Source organism: Shewanella sp. SM101, from assembly GCF_025654465.1.
GTDB lineage: Bacteria > Pseudomonadota > Gammaproteobacteria > Enterobacterales > Shewanellaceae > Shewanella > Shewanella oncorhynchi.
In genome coordinates, this window is sequence record NZ_JAKKRH010000045.1 from 20,287 (window position 1) to 36,753 (window position 16,467).

The following is a 16,467-nucleotide window of genomic DNA, read 5'->3' on the forward strand; positions in this document are numbered from 1 at the left end:
CTGAGATCAATAATTTACGGGGCAATTGAGTTATGGGTGACCATACTACTGGTTTTGAAGAAAAACGCACATCGCTGCGAGTCGACATGGAAGCAGAGCGCGTGGTCTTGAATTGGATCGACACTCAAGGCATGAAGCAAACAGATGAAGGTGTGTGTATCGACTTAGCAAGACGCGGCATTTTATTCGATTATAAAAATCCGTTTGCACTGGGCGAACTCATCGAAGTGACCTTTAATCCCAATTCATCCCAACAAAATACAGTTAAAGGACAAGTCTGCCGTTGCGCGAGATGCCATGACCAAAGCTACCATATTGCTATGCAACTGCTTTAATTTAACTTAAATTTCGCAGCTTTAATGGCTCTGTTCTACACTCAATGAATTGAACAATTCATTAAGGGGCGTCAGTATGATCTTGCTGGTAGGTGGTGAAAAAGGTGGTAGCGGAAAAAGTTGTCTCGCTCAAAATCTTGCCGTTTATATTAAGCAAAAATTTCAGGCAAACGTCCTCATGGTCGATTGTGATCCCCAACGCACGACTTCAGATTGGATCCAAGCAAGAAATAATGATCCAAGCCTCCCAAGTATTAATTGCATCCAACTTTACGGCAAGATTCGTAATGATTTACTCAGCCTCAATGAGCGTTTTGACTACGTAATTGTAGATTGTGGTGGCCAAGATAACTTAGCCATGCGCGCAGCTATGTCGGTAGCGACTTATGTTGTGATCCCCCTCAGACCCAAAAGACGCGATCTCAAAACATTACCCCACATGGAAGACATGCTAAGCACTTGTAAAATGGTGAATCCTAAAATGATCGCGACTATAGTGCTCACCCAATGCCCAGCGCTTCCCACACAGTTTAAACGCATTTTAGAAGCCAAAGATGTGGTGCAATCCTTTGGATTAAGGGTGCTAAATTCAGTTACATTTTGTCGAAATATTTATGATGACAGTGAAGAAAGAGGCTCTTCAGTCGTCGAAATAGAACCCGATGGGAAAGCAGCTGATGAGATCCGCGCCATAGCGGATGAGTTATTCGCAATGCCACCAGAAAATAGCTATGAGCTTAACTGATCTTAAACGTAAGAAACCTAAGCAAATCATCAAGCCGGTTTCTGTCGATGATTTCATTGAAGATGCCAATAACTACGCCTTAGGTAAGGCGAGTTTATTAGCTGCGCCCACCACACACACCATAGTTAAGGGCTTAGATAAAAAATCGACTAAGATTTATCGCCACGCGACCTTTACCCTCACTGAAAACAGTATTTCTCAGCTTGATGCCCTATCGAAATCCACCAATATTGCAAAATCTCGATTACTGCGTATTTTGATCAATGAATTTACCCAACTCCCCCCCGCACAGCAGGAGCAAATTGCAAATAAGCGCCACGATGAAACCTGAGCTTCAACAAAACGATTACACGTCTATGTGACTAAAACTAATCAACGAAATAAAATGAGTACACACTATAGTCACTGTGTATTATACCAATCATATTAAATAGTTAGTCAGTTCAGAGCCTCACTGGCATCTCAATCCAAGGCGCATTGATGCAGAAATGGTCATTCCCTTTTAAGTAATGCAACACCGGAGTGGAATGCCTGTGGCTCCCGAAGGGCGGCTGATGTTAATGGCATCGCGCTTTATACTGCGTTTAAGGCTTTTGACAGAGCACCACTATGCCTTCAAGCCTTTGCCTTGTCTAAAGCGCTTTGAGCTCCCGCTGAATGAACAGATATGGTATTAATGCTCACACCTTCGCCCAGCCACAAGTTGAATACCTTGGGACGTTTCGTGAAACTTACCTTTAGCTATGAGTAACTGAATTAACGCTTCGGCACTCAAATCAGTTGAACTACAAGTATGGTATCGAGCCGCCGAGCCAAACTTTTGCTCCATCATGGAAATTAATTCAGGCTTTATAATAGCGGCCCCTTGAGCTACCATCAGCGCCATAACATCATGACCGTGAACAGAATTGGACATATGCCCTCCTAAAGATGCAATATTATTGTTCTTTATATCCTAACGGTTAAATTCGAACCCTGATCTCGCGCACAAACTTTCAAATGGGGACGACTGCGCCGACATCTGTGACGATAATGTGAGCCATTATGTCTTTGATCCTATTACTGACCCAACAGATGTCGCTGTACTTAGTGATCGTTTACTTAGTCAGTAAAACGCCACTGTTTAAACTTTTTGCCGAAACGTCTCCTCGTCTGCCACATAAGATTTTTATGTATCTGATTTTTTCGAGTTTCTGCATCATGGCCACTTATTTTGGTGAGCAAACCTCGGGAGCGATTGCCAACACTCGTGCTATGGGCGCAGTTTTGGGCGGATTATTAGGAGGACCGGTTACTGGTTTTCTGGTGGGGCTGACTGGTGGGCTACACCGCTACTGTATGGGCGGCTTTACTGATATAGCCTGCGCCATCTCCACCACCTTAGAAGGCTTATCCGCAGGGATGATAAGCTTCTACTTAAGACGCGCAGATAAAAGTGAGCTCATCTACAATCCATTACTCGTTTGCCTAGTGACTTTTTATGCTGAAATGATGCAAATGAGCATCATACTTTTGGTTGCACGCCCCTTCGATGATGCATGGGAATTAGTACGTCAAATCGCGCCGCCCATGTTATTAGTCAATTCCGTGGGAGCGGCACTCTTTATGAGCATGATCCGTGACCAAAAAACCATGTTTGATAAACTCTCATCGAGCTTTTCGACTAAGGCATTAAAAATTGCCGAACGCAGTGTCGGATTACTATCCAAAGGATTTAACGAAGAAAGCAGTAGTCATGTCGCCCAAATCGTCATCGAAGAAACCAATGTGGGTGCAGTGGCCATCACGGACAGGGAAAAACTGTTAGCCTTTATTGGCATAGGCGCCGATCACCATCTCCCTGGTACACCGATTTCGTCCAAAATCACCTTAGAAGCCATCAATCAAAATAAGGTCATGTTCGCCGATGGCGTTGAAACGCCCTATGCATGCTCTATTTCTTCTCATTGCCGTCTAGGGTCAAGTCTAGTGATCCCGCTGCGCAGTGATACTGAAGTCATTGGCACGATTAAACTCTATGAGCCTAAGAATAAACTTTTTTTGAATATCAACCGTACTTTAGGTGAAGGTATTGCCCGCCTATTATCAAACCAAATTCTTTATGGCCGGTTTGAGCAACAGCAAAATCTACTGACTCAAGCCGAACTTAAATTGCTGCAGGCTCAGGTCAATCCGCACTTTTTATTTAATGCACTGAATACCATTAGCGCGATTATCAAACGTGATCCTGATATGTCTAAACAGCTACTGCAGCAGTTATCGCAATTTTTACGGATCAATTTAAAGCGAACGACAGGCTTAGTGACGCTTGGGGATGAGCTAGATCACATAGCGTCCTATCTCACCATTGAAAAAGCGCGTTTTATTGATAAATTACAAGTCAGTATCGCGATACCTGAATCACTCTACCACTGTAAAGTCCCCGCCTTTACCCTGCAGCCAATTATTGAGAATGCCGTAAAGCACGGCACTTCGCACATGATTGAGCAAGGGCAGATTAAAGTGACTGGCAAGCTCGAAAATGATGTGCTGGAGCTAGAAGTCACAGACAATGCCGGGTTGTATCAGCCCATTGAGGGCTCAGAAGGTCTAGGGATGAACTTAGTGCATAAGCGAATTCAAAATATTTTTGGCGAACAATACGGCGTGACAGTGGAGTGCGAGCCCGATCAATTGACTCGTGTCACCATAAGATTGCCCATAGAAAGCCCTGAAACATCAAATATGGATAATCGCACGTGATCACTTGTTTAATTGTCGATGATGAGCTGTTTGCTCGTGAAGAATTAGCTGACCTTTTGGGGCAAGAACACGACATCCAAATCGTCGGTCAATGTGCCAATGCTATTGAGGCATTACAGAGCATAACCAAAGAAAAACCTCAGTTAATCTTTCTTGATATCCAAATGCCACGCATTTCGGGCATGGAACTTATTGCAATGCTCGACCCCGATGACATGCCGAAAATCGTGTTTGTCACCGCCTACGACGAGTTTGCCGTCAAAGCCTTCGACAATCATGCCTTCGATTATTTACTCAAACCCATAGATGCCGACAGACTCAGTAAAACCCTCACTCGCGTGCGTAAAAATCTAACGCCTCAGGCTATGGACTCCATTACCCCAAAGAGTCTTGAACATATTCCCTGCTACAGCGGCAATAAACTCAAAGTCATTGCAATCCAAGATGTGGAATATGTGTTCAGTGACTTAAGCGGCATCCATGTGGCCAGCACGAAAGGCAAAGTCCATGCCCAGTTGACCTTGAAAGTGTTCGAAGAAAAAACCCCACTGGTGCGCTGCCATCGGCAGTATTTGATTTCACCTAAGGCGATTGCTGAAATTGAGCTGTTAGATACAGGGGCTGAAGTCACCACTCATTTAGGCGATAAAGTACCCGTATCACGCCGCTATCTTAAAAGCCTTAAACAGCTATTTGGCTTTCAATAAACACAATCCAAAAGTCATCTTAGCGACGTATTTTTAGCCATAAGATGGCCAACAACACTCACAGTTAACATAAAATGGTAACCACTTAAGCTCGCCTATTGCCGCTCACACTGCATTTTCGACCACTCATTGAGATTACAAAGTTTTATATCAACAACTTGTTTACACTCGCCAGAACTCAAATGGGGAGATAACAAAAATGATGTGGTTCCTACTCTGTGTCGGTCTACTGATCGGCGGCTACTTTATCTACGGCGCCTTTGTCGAGAAAGTCTTCGGCATTAACGCTAATCGTCAAACACCCGCTTTCGCTCAAACTGATGGCGTCGACTTTGTACCTATGTCTAAAGGCAAAGTCTATCTAATTCAATTATTAAACATTGCAGGCGTAGGCCCAATTTTTGGTCCTATCTTAGGTGCACTCTATGGTCCTGCAGCCATGTTGTGGATTGTGGTTGGCTGTATCTTTGCAGGTGCAGTACATGACTACTTCTCCGGTATGTTGTCAGTGCGCAATGGCGGTCAATCCGTGCCAAACCTTGCGGGTAAGTATTTAGGTAAGAGCGCCAAACACTTCATGAACGTGTTTGCTATTGTGCTGTTACTGCTTGTCGGTGTGGTCTTTATCTCTGCGCCTGCAGGCTTACTTGGCAAGCTTACTGGTTGGGATGTCAGTATCTTCGTTGGTATAATCTTCGTCTATTACCTGATTGCAACTGTGGTACCTGTCGATAAAATTATCGGTCGTCTGTACCCCTTCTTTGGCGCTTTATTGTTCTTCATGTCGTTTGGTTTAGCTTTCGCAATTATGCTATCAAGCGAGCATACCTTACTGCCTAACGTACAAGCGGGCGATTTCTTCCAAAACTTAAATCCGAACGACATGCCACTTTGGCCTGCCCTATTTATCACTATTGCCTGTGGCGCAGTATCGGGTTTCCATGCTACTCAATCACCGTTAATGGCCCGCTGCGTTGAAAACGAGACTAATGGTCGCTTCGTCTTCTTTGGTGCCATGATTGGCGAAGGCATTATCGCATTGCTTTGGTGTGCCATCGCGTTGTCTTACTTTGGCGGAGTTGAAGGGTTAAGTGCGGGTATGTCAGGTAACCCTGCCAACGTCGTCTATGAGGCCTCTACCGGTCTGTTAGGCGCTATCGGTGGCTTTATGGCTATCCTAGGGGTGATTATTCTGCCGATTACCTCAGGCGATACGGCTTTCCGCTCTGCGCGTTTGATTTTGGCTGAATTTTTCAATATGCCACAAATCTCACTACCAAAGCGCTTAGTGTTAGCTCTCCCACTGTTTGTTATCGGCGGCATATTGACCCAAGTGGACTTTGGTGTGATTTGGCGCTACTTCGGTGTAGCAAATCAAGCCACTGCAGTATTAATGCTGTGGACGGCTTCGGCTTACCTGCTACGACATAACAAACTGCATTGGATTGCGACAATTCCAGCGATGTTTATGACCACTGTGGTTATCACCTTCCTACTGAACTCGTCAACCTTAGGCGCAGGTTTACCTATGACGGTATCAACCATAGCGGGCATAGTCACAACTTTAGTGATTACAGCACTCTTGATTGTGAAAACTAAAGGTAAAGGCGAAATTGATTTACCGGTTGAAACTGAGCTTAAAGAGACAGTCAAAGACTAGTCAAACAGTCCAAATGACCAAACTAAAACAGGCGCTTTATTGCGCCTGTTTTGATCATACTGCTCCACCAATAACAGCTATCACAGGTTTGAGCTAGCAAGATATTCAAGCTTGACTCGATACCATTCCACACTGTATCAGGCATACAAAACTGCTATACTCCCGCCATAGCACACTGCAACATGCATAATATGAATCAATCGAATAACCCGCTCCACGGCATTAAACTGGAAACGATCATCACTTATTTAGTCGAGAAATACGGCTGGGAAGAATTAGGTGAAAGAATTAATATCCGCTGTTTTACCCACGATCCCAGCATCAAATCCAGTTTACGTTTTTTGAGAAAAACAGAGTGGGCGCGGGATAAAGTCGAATATCTTTATTTAAGAGCCAATAAATTACCCTTGCCGCCACCCAAAGCAGACTCTAGTCAAACGGCTAAGAAGCCTGCGGCAAAAATTGCGACGAAGAAAACCAATCAAACTCCCCCTGACAAGTCAGCTAAAAGCGATAAACCTAGCACAGATGACAAAGTAAATAGCCATATTTGGGGTAACAGTTAATCTTCGCCCTCTGCAGCCATAAAACGTGAACAGTCCTCACTTAAGGGCTGTATTGTCATCAGCTCTATCGCGCTTTTTGCCAAATAAGCCAAAAATTAGCTTCAGTTTTCCAATTAATGGCCGATAGCGATTTGAGTATCAACACAGTTTGCATCTAATGGAGTATGGAATGAGCATTAATGGAATAAACAGTGCCACAATCGGCTCAACTTTCACTCCGGTATCGGGCGCATATATCGCAGCAACTCCTGCCACAACAAAAACGGCGACTAATGAATCGACTGCAGATACGCAGGATACTCAAGACACAGTCTCCATTTCTTCAGCTGGCCGCGCCGCATTGTCCGCAGATGTAGGTGCCCCTTTAAGAGACAATGCTGCAGCAAAAAAAGATGGAACAGAAAATGATGCGTCAGAAGAGCCCATGACGTTAATCGACCAACAGATCCAGAAAATAAAAGAGCAGATCAAAGCACTACAAAAAATGCTGGCCAAACTTAAAGGAGATGACTCTGAGGTTGCGGAGCAACAGCGTAAGTTAATCCAAGAACAAATAATGCAGCTAAGTAGTCAAATAGCGACCTTGACTGATAAGAAGATGCGCGACGCGCAAAAGTCAGCTTAGACAAAATAACTGACCAATAGTCTTTGTAATACATCCCGTAATGGATGATACCTAGATAGGAAAGCTAAACATTAAACGCCAAACATTGAGCCCATCGCCACGACGATAACTGAATCCGATGCGATCAACACTCAATAATTCACCGCCTAACGGCTTAGAAAAGGCAAGTGAGAAGCCTGCCTCATAGCTGCCAGAAACAATAGTATCTTGCTCTATCTCGCTAATAAATCTAAGTTCATTGAAATACCAATAGCCTACGGCAAAGATCCTTGGTTGCACCTGCAGGTCCCACCATTGCCAGCGTGGTGCTAACCCTAAATCAACACCTGTTTGTAGTACTGCAAATTGATCAGAAAACTTACCATAGTGCTCGCTGTACCCAGCAAAGCGTAATCTCGATACCCACACAGCATCCTGCCCTGCTAAGGTAAAGTCATACAAGCTACTAATCCCTGAGGCAATAATAGCAACGTTATCGTTTTTATCGAAGTTAGTGCCAAAACCGATATCTAAATACCCTTCCATTCTAGTATTTTCGCTCGCCTGCCAATGATGCTCAAAACCTGGGGTAACTGTCATAGTGCCTATCGACGACGGCAACTCACCTTCAGTGATATCTTTGGCTAAATAATCAAAAAAGCCAAAGGAGATAGGTAACCGTAACCAAGTTTGGCTACCGCTATCTTTCTTCAAATCAAAGCTTAACGGAATGCTAACGACGGTGGCATTTTGGTTTGCAGCGCGGTAAACGCCAGTGCCAAGATAACTACCAAAGGCGTAAACAGAATTTGGATTAGTGCTAGTTTCTATCGGATTACTACCATTAGCATTATTAGGTGCATGATTGATAGAAAAGTCGGAATAATCCGCTTGAGATGCAGATATGAATGTATTTGTAGCGGAAATACTATCGGCAAAGGTGGTAGGAATAACGCTCAGTAATGCCAAGCACATTAGCGACAAGCTTAATAGCAACCGACTGAAAAAATGGCTCAATTGACTTAAACCTTCCTCATTTTTAACTCAATCGGTCGACTCATCATGATGACAAAATTACTTATTTTCATCCATAAAATGATATTCAGACATCATGTGTCCAAGCTCAGTGGATTTAGTTTTTAAGTACGCTTCGTTATAACGATTTTTACCAACTTGCAGTGGTACGCGCTCAACCACTTCGATGCCAAACTCCTTCATCGCTTTCACTTTACGCGGATTATTGGTCATCAAACGCACATGCTTCACCCCTATCTGTTCCAGCATAGGCTTGATCATGTCGTATTTACGCATATCCGCTTCGAAACCGAGTTGCTCGTTGGCTTCAACCGTGTTGGCGCCTTTATCTTGCAGCTCATAGGCGCGAATTTTATTCAGCAAACCAATGCCACGGCCTTCTTGGCGTAAATAGAGGATAAAGCCACTGCCCGTTTCCGCAATATTTTGCATGGCAGCTTGTAACTGAAAACCACAGTCACAACGCAAGCTAAATAAAGCATCGCCGGTTAAACACTCGGAATGAATACGGCCCAACACAGGTTCATCCGCACTGAGCGTACCGAATGTGAGCGCAACATGCTCTTTACCTGATTCGGTATCTTCAAAACCATGCATGGCAAACACGCCCCAAGGAGTGGGTAACTTTGACGTCGCGACATATTTTATCGACATACTTAACCTTAACGACAACTCTCATTCCATGAGACGAATAAGATCCCTAGAAACAAAACGAGGATTAGGCACTTAGCCAACTAAGCGCACTATTCTAAAGTGTTTTCGAACAATCCAGAAATACTTTAGTGTTTTAATCAACTAAACCAAACATGAATGTCTTTTCGATGGGCAGCACGAAGGAATGGATTAAAACGAAGCAGTGCATTAAATACAGGAGCACAAACACGCGATCGACACTCGATCCCGTGCCAGTGACATCCAATCCCACATTAAAATTTTGCGGGAGCGTATCCAGTAACTTCCGTTAGCCCCATTTCACGGCCGATAGCCGTCATAGGGTGGATTACCACAAGCCCTTTGACAGACTTTTTCAGTTTGCCCATGTCCGCTTGTTCCGCTTTTGTCAAAGCACGATGGAAAGGCAAACCTTTGATATCTGACCCTTGCTTATTCAATAAGCGGGTTTGTTGCCCTTTCACACTGCCGATTTGCTTAGTGACCGCAGCGATTTCGCGTTTGAACTGGGCAATAATGACGTCATCGCCTCTTTGTTCAGCCGCAGCAAGTTTACGACGAAATTTATCTAATTTATCGTTAAGCTGCTGCAGTTCTTGCTTTAAATTCATTCTGTTACCTTAAATTACCTAAGTTAGCCACAGTAAAATCTTAGCCTGATTATGCTAGCGTCTGTGTCAAGGCCTGAGATTATAGCAGCAAGTTACAGATCCTCGTTACCGCTTTTATAACAAACGAATGATCTGATTGCTGCTACCGCGAAAGACAAGACTCGGATCGGCAAGACTTTGTTCAAATTTTCCATCCACCAGCACATCAATATAGTCCAACACGGTGCGCTGTTCATCACTCAACTCATCGAGCACATAACCTGTCCACAGCCAAATATCCTTCCCCTTACACTCAGCCTTGACTCGTTTGACGAGCGTCAAAATGGCACTGAGATTGACAGGCAATAAAGGATCTCCGCCCGAAAGCGATAAACCACGGCGCACAATCCGCTGATCATTGAGATCGGCAATAATCCTATCTTCCATCGTCCTATCAAACACATGCCCAGAACGGGGATCCCACGTGCTTTGGTTGTAACAACCGCGGCACTGGTGCTCACAGCCAGAGACAAACAAGGTCGCACGGGTACCTGGGCCATTGACCACATCGATAGGGAAATATTGATGGTAATTCATTGATGGTCACTCACAGTGCATTTCAACTTTTAACATTGGTATTTACCCCATGGCACCATTGATGCCACGTGATGCCACGTGATGCCACGGAATAAGTCTAACAGGCAGAATAAGGTAATAGTGTTACAAGTGTTTGATCCTGCGTTTTACTTCTTCTTGCTTGCCATAATTAAAGGGCCGCGCATCAGGACTGCCTAAGTAACCGCACACACGGCGCGTCACTGAAACCCGACTAGGCTCATGATTGCCACACTTAGGGCAAGTGAACCCTTTACTGGTACAACTAAATTCGCCGGTAAAGCCACAGTCGTAGCATTCATCAATTGGCGTGTTAGTGCCATAGTAAGGCACGCGGCTGTAGCTATAATCCCAGACGTTTTCCAGCGCTTCGAGGTTATGCTGCATATTGGGATATTCGCCGTAACAAATAAAACCACCGTTCGCGATAGCGGGATATGGCTGTTCAAAATCAATTTTATCGTAAGGATTTACGCTTTTTTCCACATCAAGGTGGAAACTATTAGTGTAATAGCCCTTGTCCGTCACCCCTGTGACTAGGCCAAATTGCTTCGCATCCAGTTTACAAAAACGGCTGCAGAGACTCTCACTTGGCGTGCTATACAGACTAAAGCCATAACCTGTTTCGGCCTTCCACGCATCGGTAGCCGCTTTAAGATAAGCTACAATAGCGACGGCTTTGTCCCTTAATTGTGCATCGTCAAATACATGGGTTTGGGTGCCATAGAGTGCATTCATGGTTTCATGCAGGCCAATGTAACCGAGTGAAATCGAAGCGCGGCCATTTTTAAAGATTTGCGCCACATCATCATCAGCGCGCAAGCGTACACCACAGGCGCCTTCCATATAAAGGATAGGTGCCACGCGGGCTTTAACACCATTCAGTCGCTCAATACGGGTATCCAACGCTTTACGGGCTAATACTAATCTGTCATCTAAAATACGATAAAATTCAGTCTCATCGCCATTGGCTTCTAAGGCAATCCGCGGCAGGTTTAAACTGACCACTCCCAAATTATTGCGCCCTTCATGCACAAGCTCGCCATTTTCTTCATAGGTGCCTAAAAAGCTACGGCAGCCCATTGGGGTTTTAAATGAACCGGTCACTTTCTCGACTTGCTCGTAGTTGAGAATGTCGGGATACATGCGCATTGTCGCGCATTTGAGCGCCATCTGTTTTACATCGTAATTGCAATCGCCCGCTTTATGATTAATACCATCGCGAATCGCAAACACTAGCTTAGGGAATACTGCAGTCTTGCGATTTTTACCCAATCCCGCCATCCGCACTTTGAGCATTGATTGCTGAATTAAGCGTGATTCCCATGACGTGCCTAAACCAAACCCAAAGGTCACGAACGGTGTTTGGCCATTGGCAGTGTGTAAAGTATTGACCTCATATTCCAAAGACTGGAATGCATCGTGACATTCTTTTTCAGTTTGTGCCGTAGCAAAGGCTTTGGCATCGGTGATCTTCCAATTCAGGGCAATTTGGTAATGCTTGTCGTAGCTCTTAGCGACAAATGGCGCTAACACTTCATCGATACGGTTGATAGTTGTGCCGCCATAGATATGACTCGCCACTTGGGCAATGATCTGCGCGGTCACAGCTGTCGCTGTTGAAATAGACTTAGGGGTTTCAATTTCGGCATTACCCATTTTAAAGCCGTGGGTCAACATGCCAGCTAAATCAATCAACATGCAGTTAAACATCGGGAAAAACGGCGAGTAATCTAGGTCGTGGTAATGGATCTCGCCCGCTTCATGGGCAGCGACCACATCCTTTGGCAAAATATGACTCTTGGCGTAATGTTTGGCGACTATGCCCGCGAGTAAGTCCCGCTGAGTAGGAATGACTTTTGAATCTTTATTAGCATTTTCATTGAGTAAAGCCGCATTGCTTTGCTCAACTAAACCACGGATTTCGAGGTTGAGTTTACTGGTCGCTTCACGGCACACATCTCTGTCGTGGCGGTATTCGATATACACCCGCGCCAGGGACTTGTACGGCCCTTCCATCAGTAAATTCTCAACCGCATCTTGTAGATGGTGGATATCGACTTCAGCTAATGGCGCGACGCTCTGACTGATACACGCTGCCACTGTCGCTGCATAGTCGCCATCCTCTATTCCAACTGAGTTTGCAGCGGCATTCACTGCATCCCTTATCCTTGTTTCATCAAAAGGTGTGCGGCAACCATCACGCTTAATTACGACTGGCATTGTTCAGTTCCTCTCCATCTCGCCTAAAAATTAACACTACATCTAGTGATTTTAAAAGCATAAAACACAATATGTAGAGCATTAGGCTACAATGACGGTAAGGAGTCCATGATCCAGATCATAGTTTTTAGGATGAAATAAAAGAACAAACAAGAACTGCAGCTAGGCCCAATTATCTGAAAATTGCGCCTTGACCTGCTGATTAAACCCAGCTAGTTGAATGCGTGACAATTTGTGTTTATCACGACTATGGATGTGAATTAACGTTTAGCAAGCGCAAGATAACTACTGAGTTGGCCCGATGCAGATTGATGTGCCCCCATAGATGAAGCGAGTTGCATCATAGATTTTAGCCCCTGCCACTGCTGCTTTTGAGCATCCGTAAGCGGAGGTTCAGAATTCAAATAATCCGTCAATTGGCTAAGGACTTTCGTGGCCTTCTGGGCTAGCACCGGCGACTGAGCATCATCCATATTGGTTAAGACGTTCTTAGCATCTACTAAGGTATTGATAAGAGGATTATTGGGTGATTTTTTAGCTAATGATTTTATTTCATCATCTAAAAAATCTTGCAACGATTGTTTAGTCGGCGTTGTTGTGCTCGGCACTGTAATACCGTTTTTCGATAAACGCTCGAGTTGCACATCCGATAAAATGCCATCCTTTTGTAAGCGCGACACCAATGCGGGAATATCGGCGACGCCAAATTGACCATCGGCAAAAAAATCCTTCGCCATCGATTGAATTTTCTGTGCGCGTTGCGCCCGTGGCGACAGCGCTATCTCATCGGTTTTACCTTTATCGGGTTTGGTAGCATCCGTCTGCGTTTTATTTGTTTCTGTCGTAGTATCGGTTTTAGCCGTGCTCGTCTTTTGGCTATTTGCACCATAGGCATCGGCGATACTGGCACTGCTGCGATTAAGATTAAAGGCATTTAAAATAGAATTCATCGTCAAAAATTCGGCGTCTAAGACTCAATAACGGTTTTAAAGCAAAAACTAAGCCAATCAAGTATTAATCTGTGCAACCCCTGAGTTAATAGCATCACTATGCATAAACCAACTTATATCTAGGACTGAATATCTTCGATCAAGGCAAGACATTGCCGCCTTAGTAAATCGAGTGCCTCAGCGTCCATCTGCACTTTATCAAGCAAGGTTTGCTTCAAGGCAAGAGCTTCGTGCCTGATACCCTCTCCTTGACTTGTCAGAGTGATCAGCTTTTTCCGCTCATCTTCAACGCAGGCTAATCGCGTAATCAACCCCTTCAACTCTAACCGCTTGACGATTGGCGTTAGGGTTCCCATATCGAGTTTAGTCGCCATTGATAGCTGGGTTTGGCTACAGCCATTTTGACGCCACAGGGTTTGCATCACTAAATATTGAGGGAAAGTTAACTCGTATGCCTCGAGTAGAGGCCGATAAGCACGCACTAATGCATTGCTCGCAGAATATAACGCGAAACAAACATTATCGGATAAACAGAGTGGATCGCTAGAAGCTTGGCTATGAGTCTGTTTTGTAGCGTCTAGCTCAGGTTGAGGTAAGCAATTCTGCACGTTTAAGCGCCTGTCATTTAAACATAACGCTATCTTATCCGATCTGTCCCACCGCATCTAGTTTGCGCGCAAACTATTTGCATTCAATCTTAAAGCCACGTAGAGTTAACATCATTCGTTTGCGCACAAACAAAAGGTGAGTTTTTATGAAGAGTATGACTGAAACCCGTGAAATCCATCTAGCTAGTCGCCCAGAAGGCATGCCTACGGCACAGAACTTTACTTTAGTAAATAAAGCATTAGCACCGCTCGCTGATGGACAAGTGCTGATTAAAAATCTATGGATGTCGGTTGACCCTTACATGCGCGGGCGCATGGTTGATCGCAAGAGTTATGTTCCGCCCTTCGCCTTAAATCAAGTCTTAGAAGGCGGTGCGATTGGTGAAGTTATAGCGTCAAAAAACACCGAGTTCCCGGTTGGTACTAAAGTCAGCAGCATGCTAGGTTGGCGTGAACACGCAGTCACAGATACCGCAGGACTGACAGCTTTACCACGAACTACGCTTGATAATTCACATTTCCTCGGCGTACTCGGAATGCCAGGCATGACAGCTTGGACAGGACTGACTCGCATTACAGATTTAAAAGCGGGTGAGACACTGTTCGTTTCCGCAGCCTCTGGCGCAGTAGGTAGCGTAGCCTGCCAAATTGGTAAACTAATAGGTGCTCGTGTAATAGCCTCTGTCGGTTCAGATGAAAAAGCTGAATTATTAAAAAGTTATGGTGTTGATGCGGTCATCAATTACAAAACTTGTGGCAATCTCACCCAAGCGTTGACAAAAGCAGCCCCAGAAGGGGTTGACGTGTATTTTGAGAACGTCGGTGGCGAGCATTTAGCCGCAGCGCTGAGCAATATGAAAGATCATGGACGTATCGCTGTTTGCGGTATGATTTCGCAATATAACAACACAACTCCAACACCTGGCCCTGACAACTTAGCACTAATTGTAATGCGAAAACTCAAGTTAGAAGGTTTTATCGTATCCGAACATTGGGCGCATTATCCTGAGTTCACCGCAAAAATGGCTCAATGGTTAGCGGAAGGTAAAGTCAAAGCAGAACAAACAATTTATCAAGGGCTTGAACAAGCACCTGATGCTTTTATCGGTCTATTTGAAGGTAAGAATCGCGGTAAAATGTTGGTAAAACTAGCCTAAGTCACCAACAAAGCGGTATAAACATCTCAATATGAGATAGCAAATAGTCGGTATCGCAAAAGTGATACCGACTTTTGTTTATCTGGCAATCAAACGCTATCTATATAAAACTTTTGACTCTACATTTTGCCTCATCAGCCCTTCCAGAGCGCTGCTTCAATCAAGTGGGCGACTTTCTCCACCGCCGCTTCGCCGGCGGCAATCGCCTCATCAGCACGATGAAACTCCATAGTGCCGATATTTCCCACCTCTGGCACAATACAAATATCTGGTGGATCGCCCATCAACCGCGCCCGTTTATGCCTTTGCTCTAAAATACCCATAGATTGCGACATCACAGCAATCATCCCCGGATTCGATTTAGTGCCGAGCGAAAACTTATCGGTTAGGTTACTGACATAATCTCGGCCACGGGCAAATAAATCCATAAAGCCCGTTTCTTGTCGCGCTGGCATATCCATTTCAGCTTGGACAGTCCTTTGGCTGGTCATATTCACGGGTAACACTTGGATACGCCCAGAATGATAGCCATATAAATCCACTGCAATCACCACATCAACGCCCATGGCGCGGCTGACCGAAACAGGAACAGGATTCACTACAGCACCATCGACTAACCAGCGTTCTCCTTGTCTGACAGGAGCTAAAATCCCCGGCATGGAGCAAGAGGCCCGTACCGCTTGCCGTAAATCCCCTTCAGTAAACCAAATTTCCTGACCAGAGTATAAGTCAGTCGCGACGGCTGCAAAGGGACGATTGAGATTCTCAATATTCACATCTCCTATACGTGCATGCAGCACATCGAACACCTTGTCTCCGCCGATAAGCCCGCCCTTACGCCATCGAATATCCATCAAGCCAAGCACGTCCCAACTAGAAAAACCGCGCACCCATTTTTCTAACTCGGGTAAATGATCATGGGCGTAAGCGGCACCCACTAAAGCCCCTACCGAACATCCAGCCACTTTATCGGGCTTAATACCCATGGCAGCTAAACCATTCAATACACCTATACCCAATCAACCTGAAGATGCGTGGGTAAAGAGCTGAAAATTATCATTGATCCGCGACGCTAAACTTTCACCAATATCGGGTAATGTTTCTTTGAAAAATTTATCCAGTGCGGACCTGAAATCTCGCTTATTTTTGAAGTACACGCTGTTCCTCGCGTGCTCATTCATGACCTTCCACAGTCTTTCTATCGGATTGAGGTTCGGGCTGTAAGGCGGTAAATAATGCAACTCAATATTGTGCGAAA

19 protein-coding genes are annotated in these 16,467 nt (G+C 44.8%); 9 read left to right on the plus strand and 10 right to left on the minus strand.

Going from position 1 to position 16,467, the window contains the following annotated elements; all coding sequences use genetic code 11:
* Window positions 1–32: 32 nt before the first annotated feature.
* From L5M38_RS19540 to L5M38_RS19550, 3 genes are all read left to right on the plus strand, one after another.
* Window positions 33–335, plus strand: a complete 303-nt coding sequence (locus tag L5M38_RS19540; RefSeq protein WP_028760404.1) for a PilZ domain-containing protein — start codon at window positions 33–35, stop codon at window positions 333–335.
* A gap of 76 nt (window positions 336–411) precedes the next feature.
* A complete protein-coding gene (locus L5M38_RS19545; RefSeq protein ID WP_028760405.1) occupies window positions 412–1,080 on the plus strand; it encodes an AAA family ATPase in 669 nt (222 codons plus the stop codon).
* Window positions 1,067–1,411: a replication protein RepA gene (locus L5M38_RS19550; RefSeq protein ID WP_263166791.1), complete on the plus strand. Its 345-nt coding sequence runs from the start codon at window positions 1,067–1,069 to the stop codon at window positions 1,409–1,411. The genes L5M38_RS19545 and L5M38_RS19550 overlap by 14 nt, the downstream gene beginning before the upstream one ends.
* Before the next feature lie 342 nt (window positions 1,412–1,753).
* On the opposite strand, the gene L5M38_RS19555 is transcribed toward L5M38_RS19550, so the two are convergent.
* Window positions 1,754–1,996, minus strand: a complete 243-nt coding sequence (locus L5M38_RS19555; RefSeq protein WP_131524333.1) for a YecH family metal-binding protein — start codon at window positions 1,994–1,996, stop codon at window positions 1,754–1,756.
* A 128-nt stretch (window positions 1,997–2,124) separates the two neighbouring features.
* On the opposite strand from L5M38_RS19555, the gene L5M38_RS19560 reads away from it, so the two are divergent.
* The 5 genes from L5M38_RS19560 (at window position 2,125) to L5M38_RS19580 (ending at window position 7,380) form a co-directional block, all read left to right on the plus strand.
* Window positions 2,125–3,822, plus strand: coding sequence for a sensor histidine kinase (locus tag L5M38_RS19560; protein WP_263166790.1), 1,698 nt, complete (start codon window positions 2,125–2,127; stop codon window positions 3,820–3,822).
* The gene (btsR, locus tag L5M38_RS19565) at window positions 3,819–4,529 is read left to right on the plus strand and encodes a two-component system response regulator BtsR (RefSeq protein ID WP_263180078.1); all 711 of its coding nucleotides are present in this window, start codon (window positions 3,819–3,821) and stop codon (window positions 4,527–4,529) included. Before L5M38_RS19560 ends, btsR begins: the two co-directional genes overlap by 4 nt.
* Before the next feature lie 199 nt (window positions 4,530–4,728).
* The gene (locus L5M38_RS19570; protein ID WP_263180079.1) at window positions 4,729–6,189 is read left to right on the plus strand and encodes a carbon starvation protein A; all 1,461 of its coding nucleotides are present in this window, start codon (window positions 4,729–4,731) and stop codon (window positions 6,187–6,189) included.
* Window positions 6,190–6,371: 182 nt separating this feature from the next.
* Window positions 6,372–6,755, plus strand: coding sequence for a VF530 family protein (locus L5M38_RS19575; protein ID WP_263180080.1), 384 nt, complete (start codon window positions 6,372–6,374; stop codon window positions 6,753–6,755).
* A gap of 169 nt (window positions 6,756–6,924) precedes the next feature.
* Window positions 6,925–7,380: a FlxA-like family protein gene (locus L5M38_RS19580; protein ID WP_263180081.1), complete on the plus strand. Its 456-nt coding sequence runs from the start codon at window positions 6,925–6,927 to the stop codon at window positions 7,378–7,380.
* A 51-nt stretch (window positions 7,381–7,431) separates the two neighbouring features.
* Here the strand turns inward: L5M38_RS19580 and L5M38_RS19585 are convergent, their stop codons facing one another.
* The 7 genes from L5M38_RS19585 to L5M38_RS19615 all read right to left on the minus strand — a co-directional run bounded on the left by L5M38_RS19585 (window position 7,432) and on the right by L5M38_RS19615 (window position 14,052).
* A complete protein-coding gene (locus L5M38_RS19585; protein ID WP_263180082.1) occupies window positions 7,432–8,376 on the minus strand; it encodes a hypothetical protein in 945 nt (314 codons plus the stop codon).
* Between the two features lie 57 nt (window positions 8,377–8,433).
* Window positions 8,434–9,048 carry a GTP cyclohydrolase II gene (gene ribA / locus L5M38_RS19590; RefSeq protein WP_006087423.1) on the minus strand — a complete coding sequence of 205 codons (615 nt, stop codon included), beginning with the start codon at window positions 9,046–9,048 and terminating at the stop codon, window positions 8,434–8,436.
* A 272-nt stretch (window positions 9,049–9,320) separates the two neighbouring features.
* Complete coding sequence (locus tag L5M38_RS19595; RefSeq protein ID WP_028760414.1) at window positions 9,321–9,677, minus strand: YibL family ribosome-associated protein; 357 nt, start codon at window positions 9,675–9,677, stop codon at window positions 9,321–9,323.
* Window positions 9,678–9,791: 114 nt separating this feature from the next.
* Window positions 9,792–10,253, minus strand: coding sequence for an anaerobic ribonucleoside-triphosphate reductase-activating protein (gene nrdG, locus L5M38_RS19600; RefSeq protein ID WP_263180083.1), 462 nt, complete (start codon window positions 10,251–10,253; stop codon window positions 9,792–9,794).
* Window positions 10,254–10,376: 123 nt separating this feature from the next.
* On the minus strand, window positions 10,377–12,494 hold the full coding sequence (gene nrdD / locus L5M38_RS19605) for an anaerobic ribonucleoside-triphosphate reductase (RefSeq protein WP_173496522.1): 2,118 nt from the start codon (window positions 12,492–12,494) through the stop codon (window positions 10,377–10,379).
* Window positions 12,495–12,754: 260 nt separating this feature from the next.
* Window positions 12,755–13,444 (minus strand): hypothetical protein, encoded by a 690-nt coding sequence (locus L5M38_RS19610; protein WP_173245565.1) that lies wholly within the window; start codon window positions 13,442–13,444, stop codon window positions 12,755–12,757.
* 119 nt (window positions 13,445–13,563) lie between these two features.
* Complete coding sequence (locus tag L5M38_RS19615) at window positions 13,564–14,052, minus strand: MarR family winged helix-turn-helix transcriptional regulator (protein WP_105252906.1); 489 nt, start codon at window positions 14,050–14,052, stop codon at window positions 13,564–13,566.
* Between the two features lie 146 nt (window positions 14,053–14,198).
* On the opposite strand from L5M38_RS19615, the gene L5M38_RS19620 reads away from it, so the two are divergent.
* Window positions 14,199–15,209, plus strand: a complete 1,011-nt coding sequence (locus tag L5M38_RS19620) for an NADP-dependent oxidoreductase (protein ID WP_263166777.1) — start codon at window positions 14,199–14,201, stop codon at window positions 15,207–15,209.
* Between the two features lie 134 nt (window positions 15,210–15,343).
* On the opposite strand, the gene rssA is transcribed toward L5M38_RS19620, so the two are convergent.
* Window positions 15,344–16,228, minus strand: a complete 885-nt coding sequence (gene rssA / locus L5M38_RS19625) for a patatin-like phospholipase RssA (RefSeq protein ID WP_263180084.1) — start codon at window positions 16,226–16,228, stop codon at window positions 15,344–15,346.
* A partial coding sequence (locus L5M38_RS19630; protein ID WP_263179589.1) for a transposase occupies window positions 16,229–16,467 on the minus strand: 239 nt, incomplete at its 5' end. It abuts the gene before it with no gap.